The 16,870-nt window shown below is 64.3% G+C and carries 9 protein-coding genes; 1 reads left to right on the top strand and 8 read right to left on the bottom strand.

Features of this window, described 5'->3' with window-relative positions:
• The first annotated feature begins 29 nt into the window (after window positions 1-29).
• Window positions 30-4,574 carry a hypothetical protein gene (locus tag K2O50_RS09185; protein ID WP_050704988.1) on the top strand — a complete coding sequence of 1,515 codons (4,545 nt, stop codon included), beginning with the start codon at window positions 30-32 and terminating at the stop codon, window positions 4,572-4,574.
• Window positions 4,575-4,613: 39 nt separating this feature from the next.
• Here K2O50_RS09185 and K2O50_RS09180 read toward each other — a convergent pair whose 3' ends face one another.
• The 8 genes from K2O50_RS09180 to K2O50_RS09145 all read right to left on the bottom strand — a co-directional run bounded on the left by K2O50_RS09180 (window position 4,614) and on the right by K2O50_RS09145 (window position 16,839).
• The gene (locus tag K2O50_RS09180) at window positions 4,614-5,387 is read right to left on the bottom strand and encodes an enoyl-CoA hydratase (RefSeq protein WP_050704987.1); all 774 of its coding nucleotides are present in this window, start codon (window positions 5,385-5,387) and stop codon (window positions 4,614-4,616) included.
• A gap of 13 nt (window positions 5,388-5,400) precedes the next feature.
• Window positions 5,401-6,528 (bottom strand): acyl-CoA dehydrogenase, encoded by a 1,128-nt coding sequence (locus tag K2O50_RS09175; RefSeq protein ID WP_050704986.1) that lies wholly within the window; start codon window positions 6,526-6,528, stop codon window positions 5,401-5,403.
• 8 nt (window positions 6,529-6,536) lie between these two features.
• Window positions 6,537-7,730 carry an acetyl-CoA C-acyltransferase gene (locus K2O50_RS09170; protein ID WP_050704985.1) on the bottom strand — a complete coding sequence of 398 codons (1,194 nt, stop codon included), beginning with the start codon at window positions 7,728-7,730 and terminating at the stop codon, window positions 6,537-6,539.
• A 12-nt stretch (window positions 7,731-7,742) separates the two neighbouring features.
• The gene (locus tag K2O50_RS09165) at window positions 7,743-8,510 is read right to left on the bottom strand and encodes an SDR family NAD(P)-dependent oxidoreductase (RefSeq protein WP_050704984.1); all 768 of its coding nucleotides are present in this window, start codon (window positions 8,508-8,510) and stop codon (window positions 7,743-7,745) included.
• 12 nt (window positions 8,511-8,522) lie between these two features.
• On the bottom strand, window positions 8,523-10,169 hold the full coding sequence (locus K2O50_RS09160) for an AMP-binding protein (protein WP_050704983.1): 1,647 nt from the start codon (window positions 10,167-10,169) through the stop codon (window positions 8,523-8,525).
• Between the two features lie 89 nt (window positions 10,170-10,258).
• Window positions 10,259-14,812 carry an NEL-type E3 ubiquitin ligase domain-containing protein gene (locus K2O50_RS09155; RefSeq protein ID WP_050704982.1) on the bottom strand — a complete coding sequence of 1,518 codons (4,554 nt, stop codon included), beginning with the start codon at window positions 14,810-14,812 and terminating at the stop codon, window positions 10,259-10,261.
• 70 nt (window positions 14,813-14,882) lie between these two features.
• Window positions 14,883-15,911, bottom strand: a complete 1,029-nt coding sequence (locus K2O50_RS09150) for an AraC family transcriptional regulator (RefSeq protein ID WP_050704981.1) — start codon at window positions 15,909-15,911, stop codon at window positions 14,883-14,885.
• Between the two features lie 64 nt (window positions 15,912-15,975).
• Window positions 15,976-16,839, bottom strand: coding sequence for a LysR substrate-binding domain-containing protein (locus tag K2O50_RS09145; RefSeq protein WP_050704980.1), 864 nt, complete (start codon window positions 16,837-16,839; stop codon window positions 15,976-15,978).
• Window positions 16,840-16,870 lie beyond the last annotated feature (31 nt).

The following is a 16,870-nucleotide window of genomic DNA, read 5'->3' as shown; positions in this document are numbered from 1 at the left end:
TGGCCCTCTCACCGCCCCGAGGCCCTTTCATGAACGACAACCTGCACCAACGCCTGGCCAGCTTCAGCAGCCTGGACTGCAAGGTCGCCAAACGCTTCAGCGACCGCCCCACCCTGCTGGACGCCGCAGATGACATCCTGCGTGAACAGTGGCAACAACGCCATGTCAGCAGCGCACATGATCCTCTCACCCTGTACCTGGCCAGTCCCCAACCCGATCCGGGGAGCGCCTGGGTCCGACCGCTTTCACAGGTCCTGGTGGAGCGTTACTGTCAACCGGGCACCTTGAACCTCACCGCCGAAGAAGACTATCTCACCACCCGATCCGAGGCCGATCCGGCCTGGAGCGTGGATATCGACCTGCACGAAGTCGAACTGCTGATCAACGAAAGCGGACCGCTTCTGCTCGAGATCTACCTGCAGCAGCTGATCGCTTACTGGAGCCGCTTCGACAGCAGCGGCGTAACGCCGTGGAGCTGGTACTCCGGTTACCTGCGCAACCAATTCCAGCAGGCTCAACGTAAGGCAACCCGCTTGCCGGGCTTTGCCCGTGCCATTCTGCAGATGGTGCACGACGATCCCGCCGAAGGTCAGCGCGACCGCTGGGCGAACACCCAAGGGCTCAAGGCACTCAACATGGGGTTGGACCTGTCGGCCGGCGGCAGGCTCGATGCCGATATGTCCAGCGCGGTGCTGATCGAGCACAGCGACAAGGATCCCGCGCGCAACGTAGCGCTGCTGTACACACTGACCGGTCGCCTGTTCCGCTATCCATCACGCCCGGCGTTGCTGCAAGCGCTCAGCACCGCATTGCCGGCTCCGTTGCGTTCCACGCCCCGCCAACTCGAGATCGCGGCCTCGACCGACTCGGTATTTGAAGTCCAGGCCCTCGGCCTGCTGATCCAGTTACTACGGCTCATCGAACACCTCGCCGGGCGATACCGCGGCAGGCTCGACGCGCTTGCCATGAACCGCGATCTGGATCGCCTGACATCATTGATCGATCTGTGCGACGAAGTCGAAACCGCGCAACGCCAGGCCCTCAGCAAACAACTGCCTGACTGGCTGCGCAACGCCACAAGCCGCTCACTGATGCAGTACAGCGAACGACTGATCGATGTCGCCCAGCAATACCGCGACAGCAGTGGGCAATTCTGGCTTGACGGTATCGAGCAAGCCGAAGCCTTCGCCAACCGCCAACTGGCGGCACGACTGGCCCGCGACCATCCACAGGACACGCTCAAGCCCGAAGATATCGTGGTCACCAACTACCAGACCACCGCCAGCGCGATCGCCGGTCAGGACGTGATCATCACATCGGGGGAAGTCACCCCGGTGGACTTCTCGCTGGCACAACTGGCCATCGGCAACTTGGGGCTGCTCAGGCCAGGACGCGTAGCCCTGAGCCGAAAGGACGACGATACCCTGCCTGCCTGGATGGACGCCGCTTACCTGCGTCGCCTGGTGTCCGAGCTCGACATTGGCCGCGCCTATCCCGCCATGCTGCGCGAAAAGCTGCTGAACGATCCGCTTCGACGCCCGCAACGTCAACGCCAGCTAAGCGATCAGTTGCGGGTGCAACTGCCGGCACTGGCAATGGAGCTGTACCTTCGCGGCCAACTGCCAAGCCCTACCCTGGCAGAACACATCGCCCAGGTATTCGTCCCCGGGCCCGACCAGGGCGCGACGCGCTGGATCATGCGAGCATTGGGGTTGATCAAGGCACCTGGCTCATCACCGGATCATCCGCTCAATACCTGGCTGATCGAACCCGAAACACCCGGTACCGAGGGCTGCCTGCTGTATCGCCCCCTGCACGTGGCGCCGCTGCTGTACTTCGGCGACCGCATGGCCCTGTTCGTCGCCATCAGCACCGCAGGTGCGCTGCAGGACGACCTGCTGCAACGCTTGCCCGCCGAGGACCGGCGCTTCTATGCCCACGGAGGCTTCATCGAACCCCATCTGTTCGTGCCCCTGGACGATACCAGCGCCGTGCCTTTCGGGACTCCCGCCCCGGTCACACTGTCCGTAGAGGATGCGATCAGCGACATCGGCAAGGCGCTCTATGAGGGATGCGTGACCGAATCGATCCAACGTTTCGAGGCGCAGTCCGCCACCACCGCCCAGGCACGCTGGGAAAGCTGGAAGGAACTGGGCTGGTTGCTGTTCAACACGCTACTGCCCTTGGCAGGCAAAACCCTGGGCAAGATCGCATGGCTGGCCCAGATGGAAGTCGCCCTGGCCGACTTCATCGAATCCGATGCCGAGAAAAACCCGACAGGTCATGAGCTGGCACTGGTCAACCTGCTGGTAAACATCGCCTTGTTGCTGTTTTCCCACGCCCTGTTCCGCCTGGAACTGGAACAGGGCGATACCGCGCAATCGCCGCTCGAACAAAGCCCCCCGACCCTACCTGAGAAAAGCGAGCCCCTCTCCTTCGGCCCCCCATCGCCACCTTCTCGCCTCGAGTTCGGCTGGGCACACCCCGATCGCACGCTTAACGCCACACAGCGCAAGACACTTGAGACACTCCAGGCCACGGTTGCCGCCCCCGCGCTTGGTAAACCGATTCCAAATGGCACGCTGCGGGGCCTTTACCTCAAAGGCACACGCTTTTACACGGTGCTTGACGACAAGGTCTATGAAGTGGAGATGGCCGAACCACAGAAGCTGCACATCATCGGCCCGGACGGCACCCAGGGCCCATGGCTGCACCGTGACGAGATCGGCCGCTGGCAACTCGATCTGCGCCTGGGCCTGAAAGGCGGCATGCCATTGTCCGAACAGATCCGCAAGCTGCGCCTGAACAAGGAACAGGCCATGCTCGCTGCCAATGAGGCGATCAAGGCAGACAAGCAAAGCCTCCCCACCAAGCTTGCACAGATGGCCACGATTGAAAAACTGGTTCACGCCACCCCGGACGACACCATCCTCGAACAGTGCCAAGGCAAGCTCCAGGCGCTCTCACAGTTCTGGGGCGAACACAGGGAACACCTCAGGGCACGCAACGCCCTGGAACCGGTGAAGGACTTCAGGAAAGTGCATGCCTTTGCGTTGTATCAGGACGCCAGCTGCCAGCATTTACTGCGCAAACTCCTGAACAAACGCTACAAGCCCAGTCGCGAACAGTTGCTGGTGATCGCTCGACAACAAGAGCAGAACCGCGAGGAACTCACCCCCGCCGATGTCCAGATCGCTACCCAGCGCCTGGACAAGCTGGTCCCCCTGCTCGAGCAGATGATCGACAACAACGACCGGTTGCGCCAACGCCAGGAGGAGCTGGCCAGGCTGGCCAGCCAGCGACACCCGCAGATCGTCGAATGGCGCGACCTCGCGGCCCTGCCTGCGGCCACGGCACAAAAGGACCTGCTCATGCGCTTCCTGCTGCTGGAGGCCCAACTCAATCGCCTGACCCTGGTTCATGGTCTGACCAGCGAAGCCTGCTACTGGAGGGATCGTTTCTGGAGCAACTTCCAGCTGGGTATCGTCCAGCGCAGTGAACTGTACAACCTGACAGACCCGGCACAAGAGCTCACGGTCCGCCTGCTGCGCAGCATCCAGGGGCACTTTCAGGCGGCGGCCCGCCAGCTCGGCAATCTCGGTGAGCTTATCCAAGGCAAGGCCGCGCAGCAGACCTTGCGTCTGCTACAGGACGAGTTGGAACACATACAAGCGCTGATTGCCCAGGACCTTGGCAACCTGCCGGACTATCCTCCGGTCAGCTCGCTGAAGCAGTTGCGCAACAAGGCGCCCGGCCTGATCGAGACCACCGAGCATGGCCTGCTGCTGGCCGAGCCCCGAGCGGACGATGAGAACACCGTGGACATACCCGGCCCGGACAGCAAGACACCCGGCCAGACCTACCACCTCAAGCAAGGCGAATGGGTGGAAGTCACGCCGCCCTCTGCGCCAAGCCGCCCCTCGGGGCACAGTCTCAAGCGCCTGCTAAAAGACAGCGACGGTTTGATAACACAAGCCCAGAAAGAGGTCGCACGTCTGCTGCGTGCATCGGACAGCTACCTGCCGGTGGAGATCGAAGAGTCCGTGTTGCACCAGCGCGATCGCGTCCTGGCCATGGTCGACGGTATCGAGGCACGCCTGACCCAGGACAACGAAACCGATGAAGCCAGCCAGGGCAAGGACGCCGAGACGGTTGCCAAACACCTGCGGGAACTTGCCGATACGTTGACCAGCCAAGCGACACGGATGCGAATAGAGGCCGCAGTGACGCGCAAGCCCAAGATGGGCGAGGTGCAGTTCCTGCTGGAGCAGGGCGAGGCGCGTATCGCCAAGGTAGGCCAACGCACGCGCCTGGCCAAGGTCAAAGGGCGGCCCGACGACTACATCGATGAGTACAGCATCAGCCGTGACGGCCAGGTGCTGTGGTACGCGCATTTCCACTACCCGGCACTGGATACGGCCAAAGTCGACTTCACCGCCGGCCACCTGAAGACCGCCGCCCAGCGCCATGCCGCCGGCGGGCGTTACACCGACGCCAGCGGCAAGGACGTGGAGGTCTACCGAGCACCGATTACCGGCGCCGCAGCCGCACGTTACTTCTTCAGTCTGGAGTGACCACCAGTGGGGCGCCGCACGGACGGCGCCCCTGTTACATCAACGGTCCTTGAACTGCGCCTCGCGCTTGGCGATGAACGCGGCCATGCCTTCCTTCTGGTCTTCGGTGGCGAAGGCTGCATGGAATACCCGGCGCTCGAAGCGCACGCCCTCGCTCAGAGTGACCTCGAAGGCGCGGTTGACGCTCTCCTTGACCATCATGCTCACCGGAATCGACTTGCTGGCGATGGTCGCGGCCACCTTCAGCGCCTCTTCCACCAGCTCCGCCTGCGGCACGATACGCGCCACCAGGCCGGCACGCTCGGCTTCCTCGGCCCCCATCAGGCGGCCGGTCAGGCACAGCTCCATCGCCTTGGCCTTGCCGACGGCGCGGGTCAGGCGCTGGGTGCCGCCCATGCCCGGCAGCACGCCGAGGTTGATCTCCGGCTGGCCGAACTTGGCGTTGTCGGCGGCGAGGATGAAGTCGCACATCATCGCCAGCTCGCAGCCACCGCCCAGGGCAAAGCCCGATACCGCGGCGATGATCGGCTTGCGCCGGTTGGCAATGCGGTCGGCATCGCTGAACAGGTCGTCGACGTAGATCTGCGGATATTGCAGCTCGGCCATTTCCTTGATGTCGGCGCCGGCGGCGAAGGCCTTGGCGGAACCGGTCAGCACCACGCAGCCGATGTTCGGGTCACGCTCCAGCTGGTCCAGGGCCTGGTTGATCTCGCCGACGATCTGCGCGTTCAGCGCGTTCAGCGCCTGTGGGCGGTTGAGGGTGATCAGGCCGACCTTGCCGTGGATGTCCAACAGGATGGTTTCGAATGCCATGCAGTCTGCTCCTTCAAAGATTGCGCGCAATGACCATGCGCTGAATGTCGCTGGTGCCTTCGTAGATCTGGCAGACCCGCACGTCGCGGTAGATCCGCTCCAGCGGGAAGTCGCTCAGATAGCCATAACCGCCGAGGGTCTGCAAGGCATCCGAACAGACCTTTTCGGCCATTTCCGAGGCAAAAAGCTTGGCCATCGAGGCTTCCACCAGTGCCGGACGCCCGGCGTCGCGCAGGGCGGCGGCGTGCAGCACCATCTGCCGGGCCACGGCGATCTTGGTTGCCATGTCGGCCAGGCGGAAGGCCACGGCCTGGTGCTCGATCAGCGGCTTGCCGAAGGTCTGCCGCTCATTGGCGTAGTCGCGTGCCACCTCGAAGGCAGCGCGGGCCATGCCCACCGACTGCGAGGCGATGCCGATGCGGCCACCTTCGAGGTTGGCCAGGGCGATCTTGTAACCCTGCCCTTCCTCACCGAGGCGGTTGGCCACCGGCACGCGCACGTTGTCGAAGACGATCTGGCAGGTGTCGGAGGCATGCTGGCCAAGTTTGTCCTCGACCCGCGCCACCTGGTAGCCCGGTGAATCGGTGGGCACGATGAAGGCCGAGATGCCGCGCTTGCCGGCGTCCGGATCGGTGACGGCGAAAACGATCACCACCCCGGCGTTCTGCCCGGAGGTGATGAACTGCTTGCTGCCGTTGAGCACGTAGTGGTCGCCTTCCAGACGAGCGCGGGTCTTCAGGCTGCTGGCGTCGGAGCCGGCCTGGGGCTCGGTCAAGGCAAAGGCGCCGAGCATCGCACCGCTGGCCAGTGGCGCCAGGAACTGCTGTTTCTGTGCCTCTGTGCCGAACTTGAGGATCGGCACGCAGCCCACCGAATTGTGCACGCTCATGATGGTCGAGCAGGCACCGTCACCGGCAGCGATCTCTTCCAGGGCCATGGCATAGGCCACATAGCCGGTGTCGCTGCCGCCGTACTGTTCCGGCACCAGCATGCCGAACAGGCCCAGGCCGGCCATCTCTTCGATGGCCTCCTTGGGGAAGCGGTGTTCCTTGTCCCATTGCTCGGCAAACGGCTTCAGGCGCTCCTGGGCGAAGTCGCGCACGGCGTCGGCGATCTGTTGTTGCTCTTCAGTTACCAGCATGATTCACCTCAGTACAGGCACTCGACCGCCATGGCCGTGGCTTCGCCACCGCCGATGCAGATGGCCGCCACGCCACGGCGCAGGTTGTTCTGGCGCAGGGCCGACAGCAGGGTTACCAGAATGCGCGCGCCCGAGGCGCCGATCGGGTGACCCAGGGCGCAGGCGCCGCCGTGGATGTTGACTTTGTCATGGGGCAGGTCGAGGTGCTTCATGGCCGCCAGGGTGACCACGGCGAAGGCCTCGTTGATCTCGAACAGGTCCACCTCGGCCAGATTCCAACCGGTGCGTTTGAGCAGCTTGTCGATGGCGCCGATGGGTGCGGTGGGGAACAGTGCCGGGGTGTCGGCGAAGGCGGCGTGGCCATGGATCACCGCCAGTGGTTTGAGGCCACGTTTCTCGGCCTCGGAACGGCGCATCAGCACCAGTGCCGCAGCACCGTCAGAGATGGAGCTTGAGTTGGCCGCGGTGACGGTGCCGCCTTCGCGGAACGCCGGCTTGAGCTGCGGGATCTTGTCCAGACGCGCCTTGGGCGGCTGCTCGTCGTCCTTGATGACGCGTTTTTCCTTGCCCTCGGTGACTTCAACCGGAACGATCTCGGCGGCGAAGCGGCCACTCTTGATCGCGTCCTGGGCACGGGTCAGCGAAGCGATGGCGAAGGCGTCCTGGGCCTCGCGGCTGAAGTCGCCCTTCTGCGCGCAGTCCTCGGCGAAGGTGCCCATCAGGCGGCCCTTGTCGTAGGCATCTTCCAGGCCGTCCATGAACATGTGGTCGATGATCTTGCCGTGGCCCATGCGGTAGCCGCCTCGGGCCTTGTCCAGCAGGTACGGGGCGTTGGTCATGCTTTCCATGCCACCGGCGACGATCACGTCGGCGCTGCCGGCCAGCAGTTGGTCATGGGCCATGATCGCCGCCTGCATGCCCGAGCCGCACATCTTGTTCAGGGTGGTGCAGGTGGTGTGCTTGTCCAGGCCGGCACCCAGCGCCGCCTGGCGTGCCGGTGCCTGGCCCTGGCCGGCCGGCAGCACGCAGCCGAACAGCACTTGCTCGACACTGGCGGCATCGATACCGGCGCGCTCGACAGCGGCACGAATGGCTGCGCTGCCCAGTTGTGGCGCAGTCAGGCTCTTGAGGTCGCCCTGCAGGCCGCCCATGGGGGTGCGCACGGCGCTGACGATGACAATCGGATCGTGGTTCAGGCTCATGTTCGGTTCTCCTTACTTGGCAGCCATGCGCAGCGCGCCGTCGAGACGGATCACTTCGCCGTTGAGCATGCTGTTCTCGATGATATGACGAGCGAGCGCTGCATACTCCTGCGGGCGGCCCAGGCGTGGCGGGAATGGCACGCCGGCGGACAGCGAAGCGCGGACTTCGTCGGTCATGCCGGCCATCATCGGGGTTTCGAAGATGCCGGGGGCGATGGTCATCACGCGGATGCCGAAGCGCGCCAGCTCACGGGCCGCCGGCAGGGTGAGGCTGGCGATGGCGCCCTTGGAGGCGGCATAGGCGGCCTGGCCGATCTGGCCGTCATAAGCGGCGATGGAGGCGGTATTGATGATCACGCCCCGCTCGCCGCCCTCATCCGCAGGTCCTTCGGCCATGGCCGCTGCAGCCAGGCGCAACAGGTTGAAACTGCCGATCAGGTTGACGTTGATAACCTTGGCGAAGCTGCCCAGGGCGTGCGGGCCATTCTTGCCCAGGACCTTCTCGGCGCCGACGATGCCAGCGCAGTTGACTAGGCCATGCAGGCTGCCAAAGGCGTTGACGGCGGCATCGACCGCCGCCTTGGCGGCCTGCTCGTCGCTGATGTCGGCCACCGCGAAGCAGGCATTTGTGCCTAGTTCGGCGGCCTTGGCCTCGACGGCCGCAGCGTTCAGGTCGACCAGCATGACCTTGGCGCCGGCCTCGATGAGCATCTGCGCGGTGGCGGCGCCCAGGCCCGAGGCCGCGCCGCTGACAATGAAATTCTTTTGAGTGATGTGCATGTCGGTCTTCCTTCAGGCGCCCGCAGCGATCGGCTGCGCGGCTTGTTGTCGGGCGATTTCCTGGTTGCGCAGGATGAAGCGTTGCAGCTTGCCGCTCGGGGTCTTGGGCAGCTCGCCGACGAATTCGATTTCACGCGGGTAGGCGTGGGCGTAGAGACGCTGGCGTACGTGTTGGCGCAGGATTTCCTCAAGTTCGGCGCTGCCCTGGTAACCCTGGGCCAACACCACGAAGGCCTTGATCAATTCGGTGCGCTCCGGGTCGGGTTTGCCGATCACCGCCGCCTCGACCACCGCCGGGTGCTCGATCAGCGCGCTTTCCACGTCGAACGGGCCGACCCGGTAGCCCGAGGTGGTGATCACATCGTCGCTGCGACCGACGAAGCTGATGCTGCCGTCCTGATTGAGCTCGACCGTGTCGCCGGACAGGTAGTACTTGCCGACGAAGGCCTTGGTCGGCAGCCCGTGGTAACCGGCGAACCAGCACAGCGGCGATTGCTCGCGGTCCACCGCGAGGATGCCGGGCTGGCCGACAGGCAGTTCGTTGCCCTGCTCGTCCACCACGACGATGCGGTGGCCGGGAATGGCGAAGCCGGCCGAGCCCAGGTGCACCGGGTGCGCCAACGCGTGGTGGTTGCACAGCACCATGCCCAGCTCGGTCTGGCCGTAGTGGTCATGAATGGTCACCCCGAGCTCGTCGGCGAACCAGCGGATCACCTCAGGATTGAGCGGTTCGCCAGCACTGCTGACCACCCGCAAGCGCCCCTTGATCGGCACCGAGAATGCGCTGCCCGCCGCGATCAGCAACCTGTAGGCGGTAGGCGAACCCGCCAGGTTGGTAATGCCCAGCTTGTCGATGACCCGCGCGCAACTTTCGACGCTGAACGGACCGTCGTAGAAGGTGGTGGCGTGGCCCAGCGACAACGGGCCGGTGACCGCGTAGTAAAGACCGTAGGCCCAGCCGGGGTCGGCCAGGTTCCAGAAGTTGTCGTCCGGGCGCAGGCCGATGGCATCGCGCATGTAGCCCTGGAACGCGACGATGGCGCGCAGCGGCACTTCCAGCGGCTTGGCCGGGCCGGTGGTGCCCGAGGTGAACATCAGCAGGAAAGGATCGTTGCCGCTACGCATGACCGGCGCGCATTCGCTGGCAGCGGCTTCGAGGCTGCGGTGAAAGTCCAGCTCGCCCTCGGCGGCGGCGACCGTGACGATGGTCGGGCAGCCCGCCACCCCATCGAGCTTGGGCCGATTGTGGCGGTCGGTGACCACCACCTTGGCGTGGGACTGCTCGAGACGGTGCTCGATGGCCTTGGGGCCGAAAGCGGTAAACAGCGGTTGATAGACCGCACCCAGGCGCCAGGTAGCGAGGATGGTCACCAGCAATTCAGAGGTACGCGGCATAAGCCCGGCGACCCGGTCACCGTCCTCGACACCCTGGGCCTTGAGCACGTTGGCAAAGCGTGCGGCCAGGGCCTGCAGTTGATCGAAGGTGTAACGCCCGCTGTTGCCATCCCGGTCCTCCCAGACCAAGGCGGGTTTGTTGCTGCCGGTGTGGCGGTCGCAGCACTCGACACAGGCATTGAGGGCCTCGAGGTTGCCATGCAGCGCCGCAGTGGCGGCCCGGGCATGGTCGAACGAACGGGCGGCCTCGGCGTAATCGCGCATCGTCAGACTCCTGGTTTCTTATTGTTGGAGTGCACCATCGGTCTGACGATGTTCGCGCCGAGAGGCGCAGCCGGCAATGGCCAAAGCTGTCAATCCGGCTGAGCGGATTCGCCATCCTCCGGATCGAGCTTGACGCCCACGGCCTCAAGGTCCAGCACTTCCTGGGTCAGCGTGACCGTCATCGCGCGCTCACTGGCCTCGCGCTCCGCCGCCACGGCATTGCAGGCCTTCAGGTACGCATCGCTGCTCAAGGCCTGCTCATCCAGCGCGGCAAGCTTTTCAGCGAACTCTTCGTCATGCTGGGCAAAGAGTTCGCCATGCCGCACTTTCAGGTAATCACGCCAAAATTCACGATTGGCCAGGCTCTGCACCAGGTGCCCATCCGTCTCGTCCGCCAGCACCGCATCGACCGCCCGCTCCTTCAGCGAAGGCGTGATGTTCGCCACCGCGCCATACAGCATCGACCTGGGTTGCCCGATCAGACCCAGCGTGTCGGCCAGCTCGACCCGCAGGCCGAGCACGACCTCCAGCTCGTCGACCTCCTGCCTCGCAGCCTCCCGCACCATCACTTCCTGCCTGGCGAACTCGTCGAGACGGTCCAGGCGAAACAGGGCCCGTCCCAACTTCAGCAGTTCGTCACCATTGCTGCCTACCTTGCCCTGTAGTTCGGCATGGTGAACCAGCGCCCGCATCCACAACCTGCTGAAGCGTTCCGCGACACTATCATGGCAGGTGAGCTGGATACCGGCATGGGTGAAGAGGTCATCGCGCAACACGCTGTCGGTGTCTATATCCTCGATCAACTGCCAGACCTGCTCACCCAGGTATTCGGGGGCCTGGAGGAAGTCCTGGGTCCTGGTGAGAGTCGCCAACAACTGGAACCATTGTGCGCTGCCTTCGAGTTGTTGCACGCGCTGCCACATGGCACGTCGTTCAGCACGCCCCTGCGGCTCACCCGTCTCGAGCCAGCGTTGCAAGGGGTCGATAACCTCCGGTAGCTGCGCGTCGACCGGTTCGTCAGCGTCCCCGGCCATGAATGCGGTCAACGTTGGCAGTGGCACCGGGTTGCCGTCCAGGTTCACGCGACGCCTGAAGGTCCGCGAGGTCGCCATCAGGCCATTGGGAATCGTCGAAATCAGGTTGAAACGCAGATCGGCCAGGATCAGTTGCGTGCATCGCTCGATACCTGTCGGCACGCTTCTCAGGGAGCATCGATCCGCCCTGAGGAATTGCAGTTCGGTAAGACGGGAGAAGTCCAGTTCGAGCGAACGCAGCGGATTGAAGTCGAGCACCAGGGTCTCCAGGCCTTCAAGGCTGGACAAGGTGGCGACGCCCGAGGCATTCATCTGGATGCGGTTCGACCTCATCTCCAGCCGCCTGAGCCTGGGCAGCTGGGCAATCTGCTCAGGCACCGTAGTCAGCAGGTTATTGTTCAAGCTCAAGGTTTCCAGGGAATCGAAGCAGCCCAGGAACATCGGCGACATGCTCATCAGGTCCATGCCGGACATGCGCAACTCGTAGATGTGCCCCATGTCGATTTCCGCCGGCAGGTCGGGCAATGAGCCGATGCGCCAGCCCCCGATGCTCAGGATACGCCCGACACGGTCCTGGCTGTGGCTGCGAATGGTTTCACCCTCATGGCGCCAGGCGCTGCGCAGGCGATTGGAGAACTGCCGGCGCCGATTGCGCAGTGCACGGCTGCGCGGCTCACGTTCCCAGGCGCTTAGCGTATCTTCCAGGTAAGTGAAATTGGTTTCCTGGGACAATAGCTCCTCGATGGCATCCCCGGTGCGCAACTGCCACTCCTGGATCATCCTGTCCACCTCGACAATGCTGAGCGAGGGGTAAAGCGCCCTGACACGTAGCCTCAGGGTATCCATGGTCCCAGAGCGCCTGGAAAGAGAGCCGCCAAGGGTGTAGCCGACTCGTCCATCAGGCAAGCGCTTGCCAGGGTTGAACCTGGGGGCCACTGCCCGCCAGCCTAAGCGGTTGATGATGGCGTCTCGTGATATTGGCAGTTCGCCGATGATCGCTTGGCGCAGTTGCTCGGCGGGTGACTGGCCAGTGAGCTTGAGGGCCTGCCTCCCCTCCTGCCCGAGCACGCCCACCAGAGCCTGGAACAACCCGCCCGGCGCGTCGATGTCCTGCTCCAGCGCCAGCCCCTGGTGGTCATAAAGGTGGAACTGGCCCGACCGCCAGACCAGCACAGTGCGTTTCTCGCGCAGACCTTGAGGGTCCAACACACTGATCAGTCGACCAAACGCCGAACCTTCGCGCAGCTCCAGGTTCAGCGACGCAGGCCAGTTGGCGAGTCTGGGCAGCAAGGCCAGCACCAGCTCGCCAGTCCCATCGGTGTAGCTGGTATCCAGCAAAAGACCTTCCAGTGCCCGTGTCAGTCGCGCTTGCCCAAGCAGCGAGCGAACCTGCTTTAGTATCGTCATCGGCAGCCGAGACTCGCTGATGGCCACCCGACGCAACATCGAATCGGCGCCTTGCACCGCCTCGGTGGCATAAGCCAGGGGCAAGCCGGGAAACTCGCTTTGCAACTGCTTTAACAGCGCGTCAGCAGGAGGTTCATCGTCGGGCAAGGCCTCCAGAGGATCCTCGGCGAGCAGCAGGTCCTCCGCCAGGTGATTCTGCAAGGCCTCTCGCAGCTCATACCGTCGCGTCAGCAACTGCCTGCCGATGGCCGGGTCTTCCAGTGTGTGCATGTCCGCACAGGCTCTGCACCATGCCAGTACCTGGGTGTCCTCGAGGAGCGCACCGGGTTTCTCCAATGCACTGAACAGCGCCGAAACCCGACTCGCCGCCATGTAGCGCCTCAAGGTATCCCGTAGGGTGATCGGCGCCTGGCGGTTCTCCACCAGCACCCCACGCAATGCCTCCTTGTCGACGCCGGCCACCTGCAGTATCCGCCCGGCCGTTTCGGCAGACAGCGGGGGGTCCAGCGGCCAAAGGCGGTTGAGCATCCGTGTGCTGTCGTCCCACTCCAAAGGTCGCTCCAGGCGTATGCGCCAGCAACGCTCGCCATTGAAGTCGACCGGCGGCCCGTAAGCATCGGCGCGCTCGGCATGACGCAAACTCCAGGGCTTGCCTGGCGCCTCTCGTTGCAATTCGTAGTACTTGTCGTCGACACGTAACCAGCGCCGGGAGCCTTCGCCGTACAAGCCGTTGTCCAACAGCCGCGCCGCCCCCGGGTCAGATTCGTACACCTGCAGGTCCGACTGCCAAAGGCGCGCTCCCAGATTTGTCTTGACCGGATCCAGTAGGTCGACGAACGAACTGCGCTTCAGCACGCTTGCAACCGCCATGGCACCTGCGGCGGTGGCGGCGGTGATCGCCACGGTCTCGGCGACGCTGAACAGGTGCTCCAGCGCTTCATGCTGGTGCCCCTCGCTCCAATCGACAGCGCCTTCATACACATGCGCGAGGGTGTCCACCACCAAGGTCGCGAAGAGCGCCACACCAACGATAGGAATACCCAGCCCCGCCAATCCGAGCACGGTGAAACCGATCCCTGACCAAGTGGCCAGACGCTCATTGGCGGCTCGTTGATCGGCGTCCGCGTTAGAGACCAGCAGCAGCTTGCCGTCATCCTTGAACCGCTCTACTTGGGTAGTGGCCAGAGTGCTGAAGATATCTTGCCCGGAAGCGGCACCTTCCATTTGCAGGTCTGGCACATCATCACTCAGGCGCACCTCCAGCAACCGACTGAAAGCAGCGCGGTCACGCAGGCGAATCCGTTCGCGAAAGTCCCGACGGATATCCGCGTTTTCCAGCTCACTGGCCAGCGCCTGCTCCATTCGCCGGGCCGAATCGAAACGGCGCAATGAGTTCTGCCCATCATCGGGCACGTATAGGATGACGCCCTTGTCCGTACCCTGCGCGTCACGCAACTGGATTTTCAAAGCGTTCTCGACGGTGAACCCCAGCATGCGCAGTTCACCGGCGCCGGCGAAGCACTGTTGGCCTGGCTGATCTGCCTTGCCGCTCGAAAGCTGGTCAAGGGCCATGTACTCCTCGACGCTGATCTGCGCACGACACAAGGCAAGCTCGCACATCAGGACAAACGCGGCTCGTTTATGTTCAGCAAGCAAAGTTCGATTGGCCGGGCTGAGCACCTGAGCGATCAATGCCTGGTACTGCTTGCCCAGATCCAGCTTGCGGCAGGCACCGGCAACACCCTCTGGGTTGGACAGGACAGCCGAAGCGCCGCTGTTCACCAATCCTGTGGCAACGAAAAACGAGGCAGATGTGGGAAAGTTCTGCATCAGCCGCAGCCGTGCCGGCGAACGCAACTCATGTGGCTCGACACTAGGTGTGGACAGGATCGGCGTCACCCCGTACCAGGCGTCGACCCACTCCAGCGCATCCAGCGCGGGCCCGTCAGGCAACAGGGTCTTGAGCATCGGTTGGAAATGCTGCTCGGCGAACTGTTGCGCCGATACCAAAGCAGTTGTCGCCCGCGCCAGTTGCTGACGACTCTTTTCATGGACCTGGAACGCCTTGTGCAGTGCCCTCAGGCGCTCCACGGAAGCCTGTGTGAACCAGTCCGGCAGTCTTGCACCAATGAATTTGTCCAGAAGTACGCGAAGTTGCGCATTCCTGCCTGCTTCGGTTGGCAAGAGGGTATTGGAAGTCATGCTGTAAGGACCTTGTACTTGAAGGTGCCTCACAGTGCACAAGCCGCCAGCGCCGCTTCAGCGGGAAGGCTCACCCACCCGTTGCGCCACCTTCATGCATGACCAGCGAACGGTAATGCCCCGGATTGCAACCGAACCACTTGCGAAACGCCTTGTAGAACGAGCTGCTGTCGGCAAAGCCCAGGCGCTCGGCGATATCGCTCAACCCCAGCTGCGCCTCGGCCAGCCAGGCAATGGCCAACTCCCGACGCACGCCATCCTTGATGCCCTGATAGCTCTGGCCCTCTTCCGACAGACGCCGGCGCAACGTCGACACCGACATGTGCAGGGTGGCGGCCACCTGCTCGGCGTCCGGCCAGGCGCCCGGCGGCATCTCCAGCAAGCGGTGGCGGATCTGCCGGGCCAGGCTGGCCGGGTCGCGGAACTTGACCAGAATATTGCCTGGAGCCTCGGCCAGAAAACGCTGCAACTCCTCGTCACTGCGCCTGACCGGCAGTTCCAGGCATTCGGCGGCGATGATCATCCGCGTACGCGGACGCTCGAACTGCAGGTTTTCGGAAAACATCACCCGGTAGTCATCGCAGAATGGCGGCTCGGCGCAACGCAGGTCGATGGCCAGGATCGGAATGCGCCGCCCGGCCAGCCAGCAGGCCAGGCCGTGCACGATCATCCAGAAGGTGAAGTAGGTGAACGCCCGGCGCGGCGTGTCGCCGGGCTCGTTGATGACGATCTCGGCCAGGCTCTGCTGGCGCACCAGGCCCGGTTGCAGGTCTTCGAGCATCAGCGACAGGAACGCCAGCAGGTTGTCCAGGGCCGCGCCCAGGGTCGGCTGGGCCATGGCGCTGCGGGCCATGAAGGCCAGGCTGCCACTGCGCAGGCCGCGCCGGTCCATGGCGAAGAACTCGTCGTTGCAGCGCCGCGCCAGCAGGCGCCAGAGCCGGGCGTAGGACTCGGCCGTCACCCGTGCCTCGGGCCGGTCCAACTGCTCGGCCGCGATCCCGGCACGCGCCAGCAGCCCAGCATCGGGTTCGCCGGCCGGGCAGGTCTGCAACAGGGCTTCGCGCACCAGTTGCATGGAAATGGTGTCCTTCTCGCTCATCGACAATCCAGTCTGCGCTGTGGCGGCCATCTTAGGCCGCCACGGGGAAAACGTCAGCCGCCAATCACTGGCCGGCGGCCAGGCCCAGGAACGCCTGGATCAGGCGCAGCTCGCGGCGGCGCTCCAGGCAACCGACCATGTGCTGGTTGACCAGGCCCAGACCGGCCAGGGGGCGGGCCACCACCCGCGGGTCATGGGCCACCTCGGTGGAGGACACCACGCCAATGCCCAGTTCCGCCGCCACCGCCTCGGTAACTGCTTCGCGGCTGTCCAGCTCCAGCAGCACCCGAGGTTGCACGCCGGCATCGGCGCAGGCCTTATCGAAGGTGCGCCGGGTGGTCGAGTTGGGCTCGCGCAGCACCATGATCTGCCTGTCCAGCTCGGCCAGCGGCAAGTCTCCCCCGGCACCCGCCCACGCATGCCCCACGGGCAGCAGCGCACACAACCGCGATTCGCATAACGCCTGCAGGTGCAGGCCCTTGCGCGGCTCGATCTCGGTCAGCACAGCCACATCGGCATGCTCCGACAGCAACGCGGCCAGGGTTTCCTGGGCATTGCCCAGGCGCAGGTTGACGGTGATGCCGGGATAGCGTTCGCGCAACTGCGCCAGCATCGGCATCACCCGGTGCGGGCCGTCCGCCGCCACCTCCAGGCGCCCGGTCAGTAACTGCCGGTTGGCCTCGAGCATGGCCTGGGCCTCCTCGGCCAGGCCGAACATGGCCCGGGTAATGGCCGCCAGCCGCGTGCCCTCCTCGGTCAGCTCGACCCGCCGGGCGGTACGGCGCAGCAGGGTGATCTGGTAGTGCTCCTCCAACGCCTTCACATGCCCGGTCACCGCCGGCTGGCTGATGAACAGCCGCTCGGCGGCGCGGGTGAAGCTGCCCTCGCGAGCGACGGCGTCGAAGGCGCGGAGCTGGAACAGGTTCATATCTATCGGCCTGACTTATGGCTGGCATATC

It is taken from the genome of Pseudomonas sp. 2hn (assembly GCF_019646095.1).
Taxonomy (GTDB): Bacteria; Pseudomonadota; Gammaproteobacteria; order Pseudomonadales; family Pseudomonadaceae; genus Aquipseudomonas; species Aquipseudomonas peradeniyensis.
The sequence above is the reverse complement of the archived record's forward strand: the minus strand, read 5'-3'. Positions and strand labels throughout refer to the sequence as shown.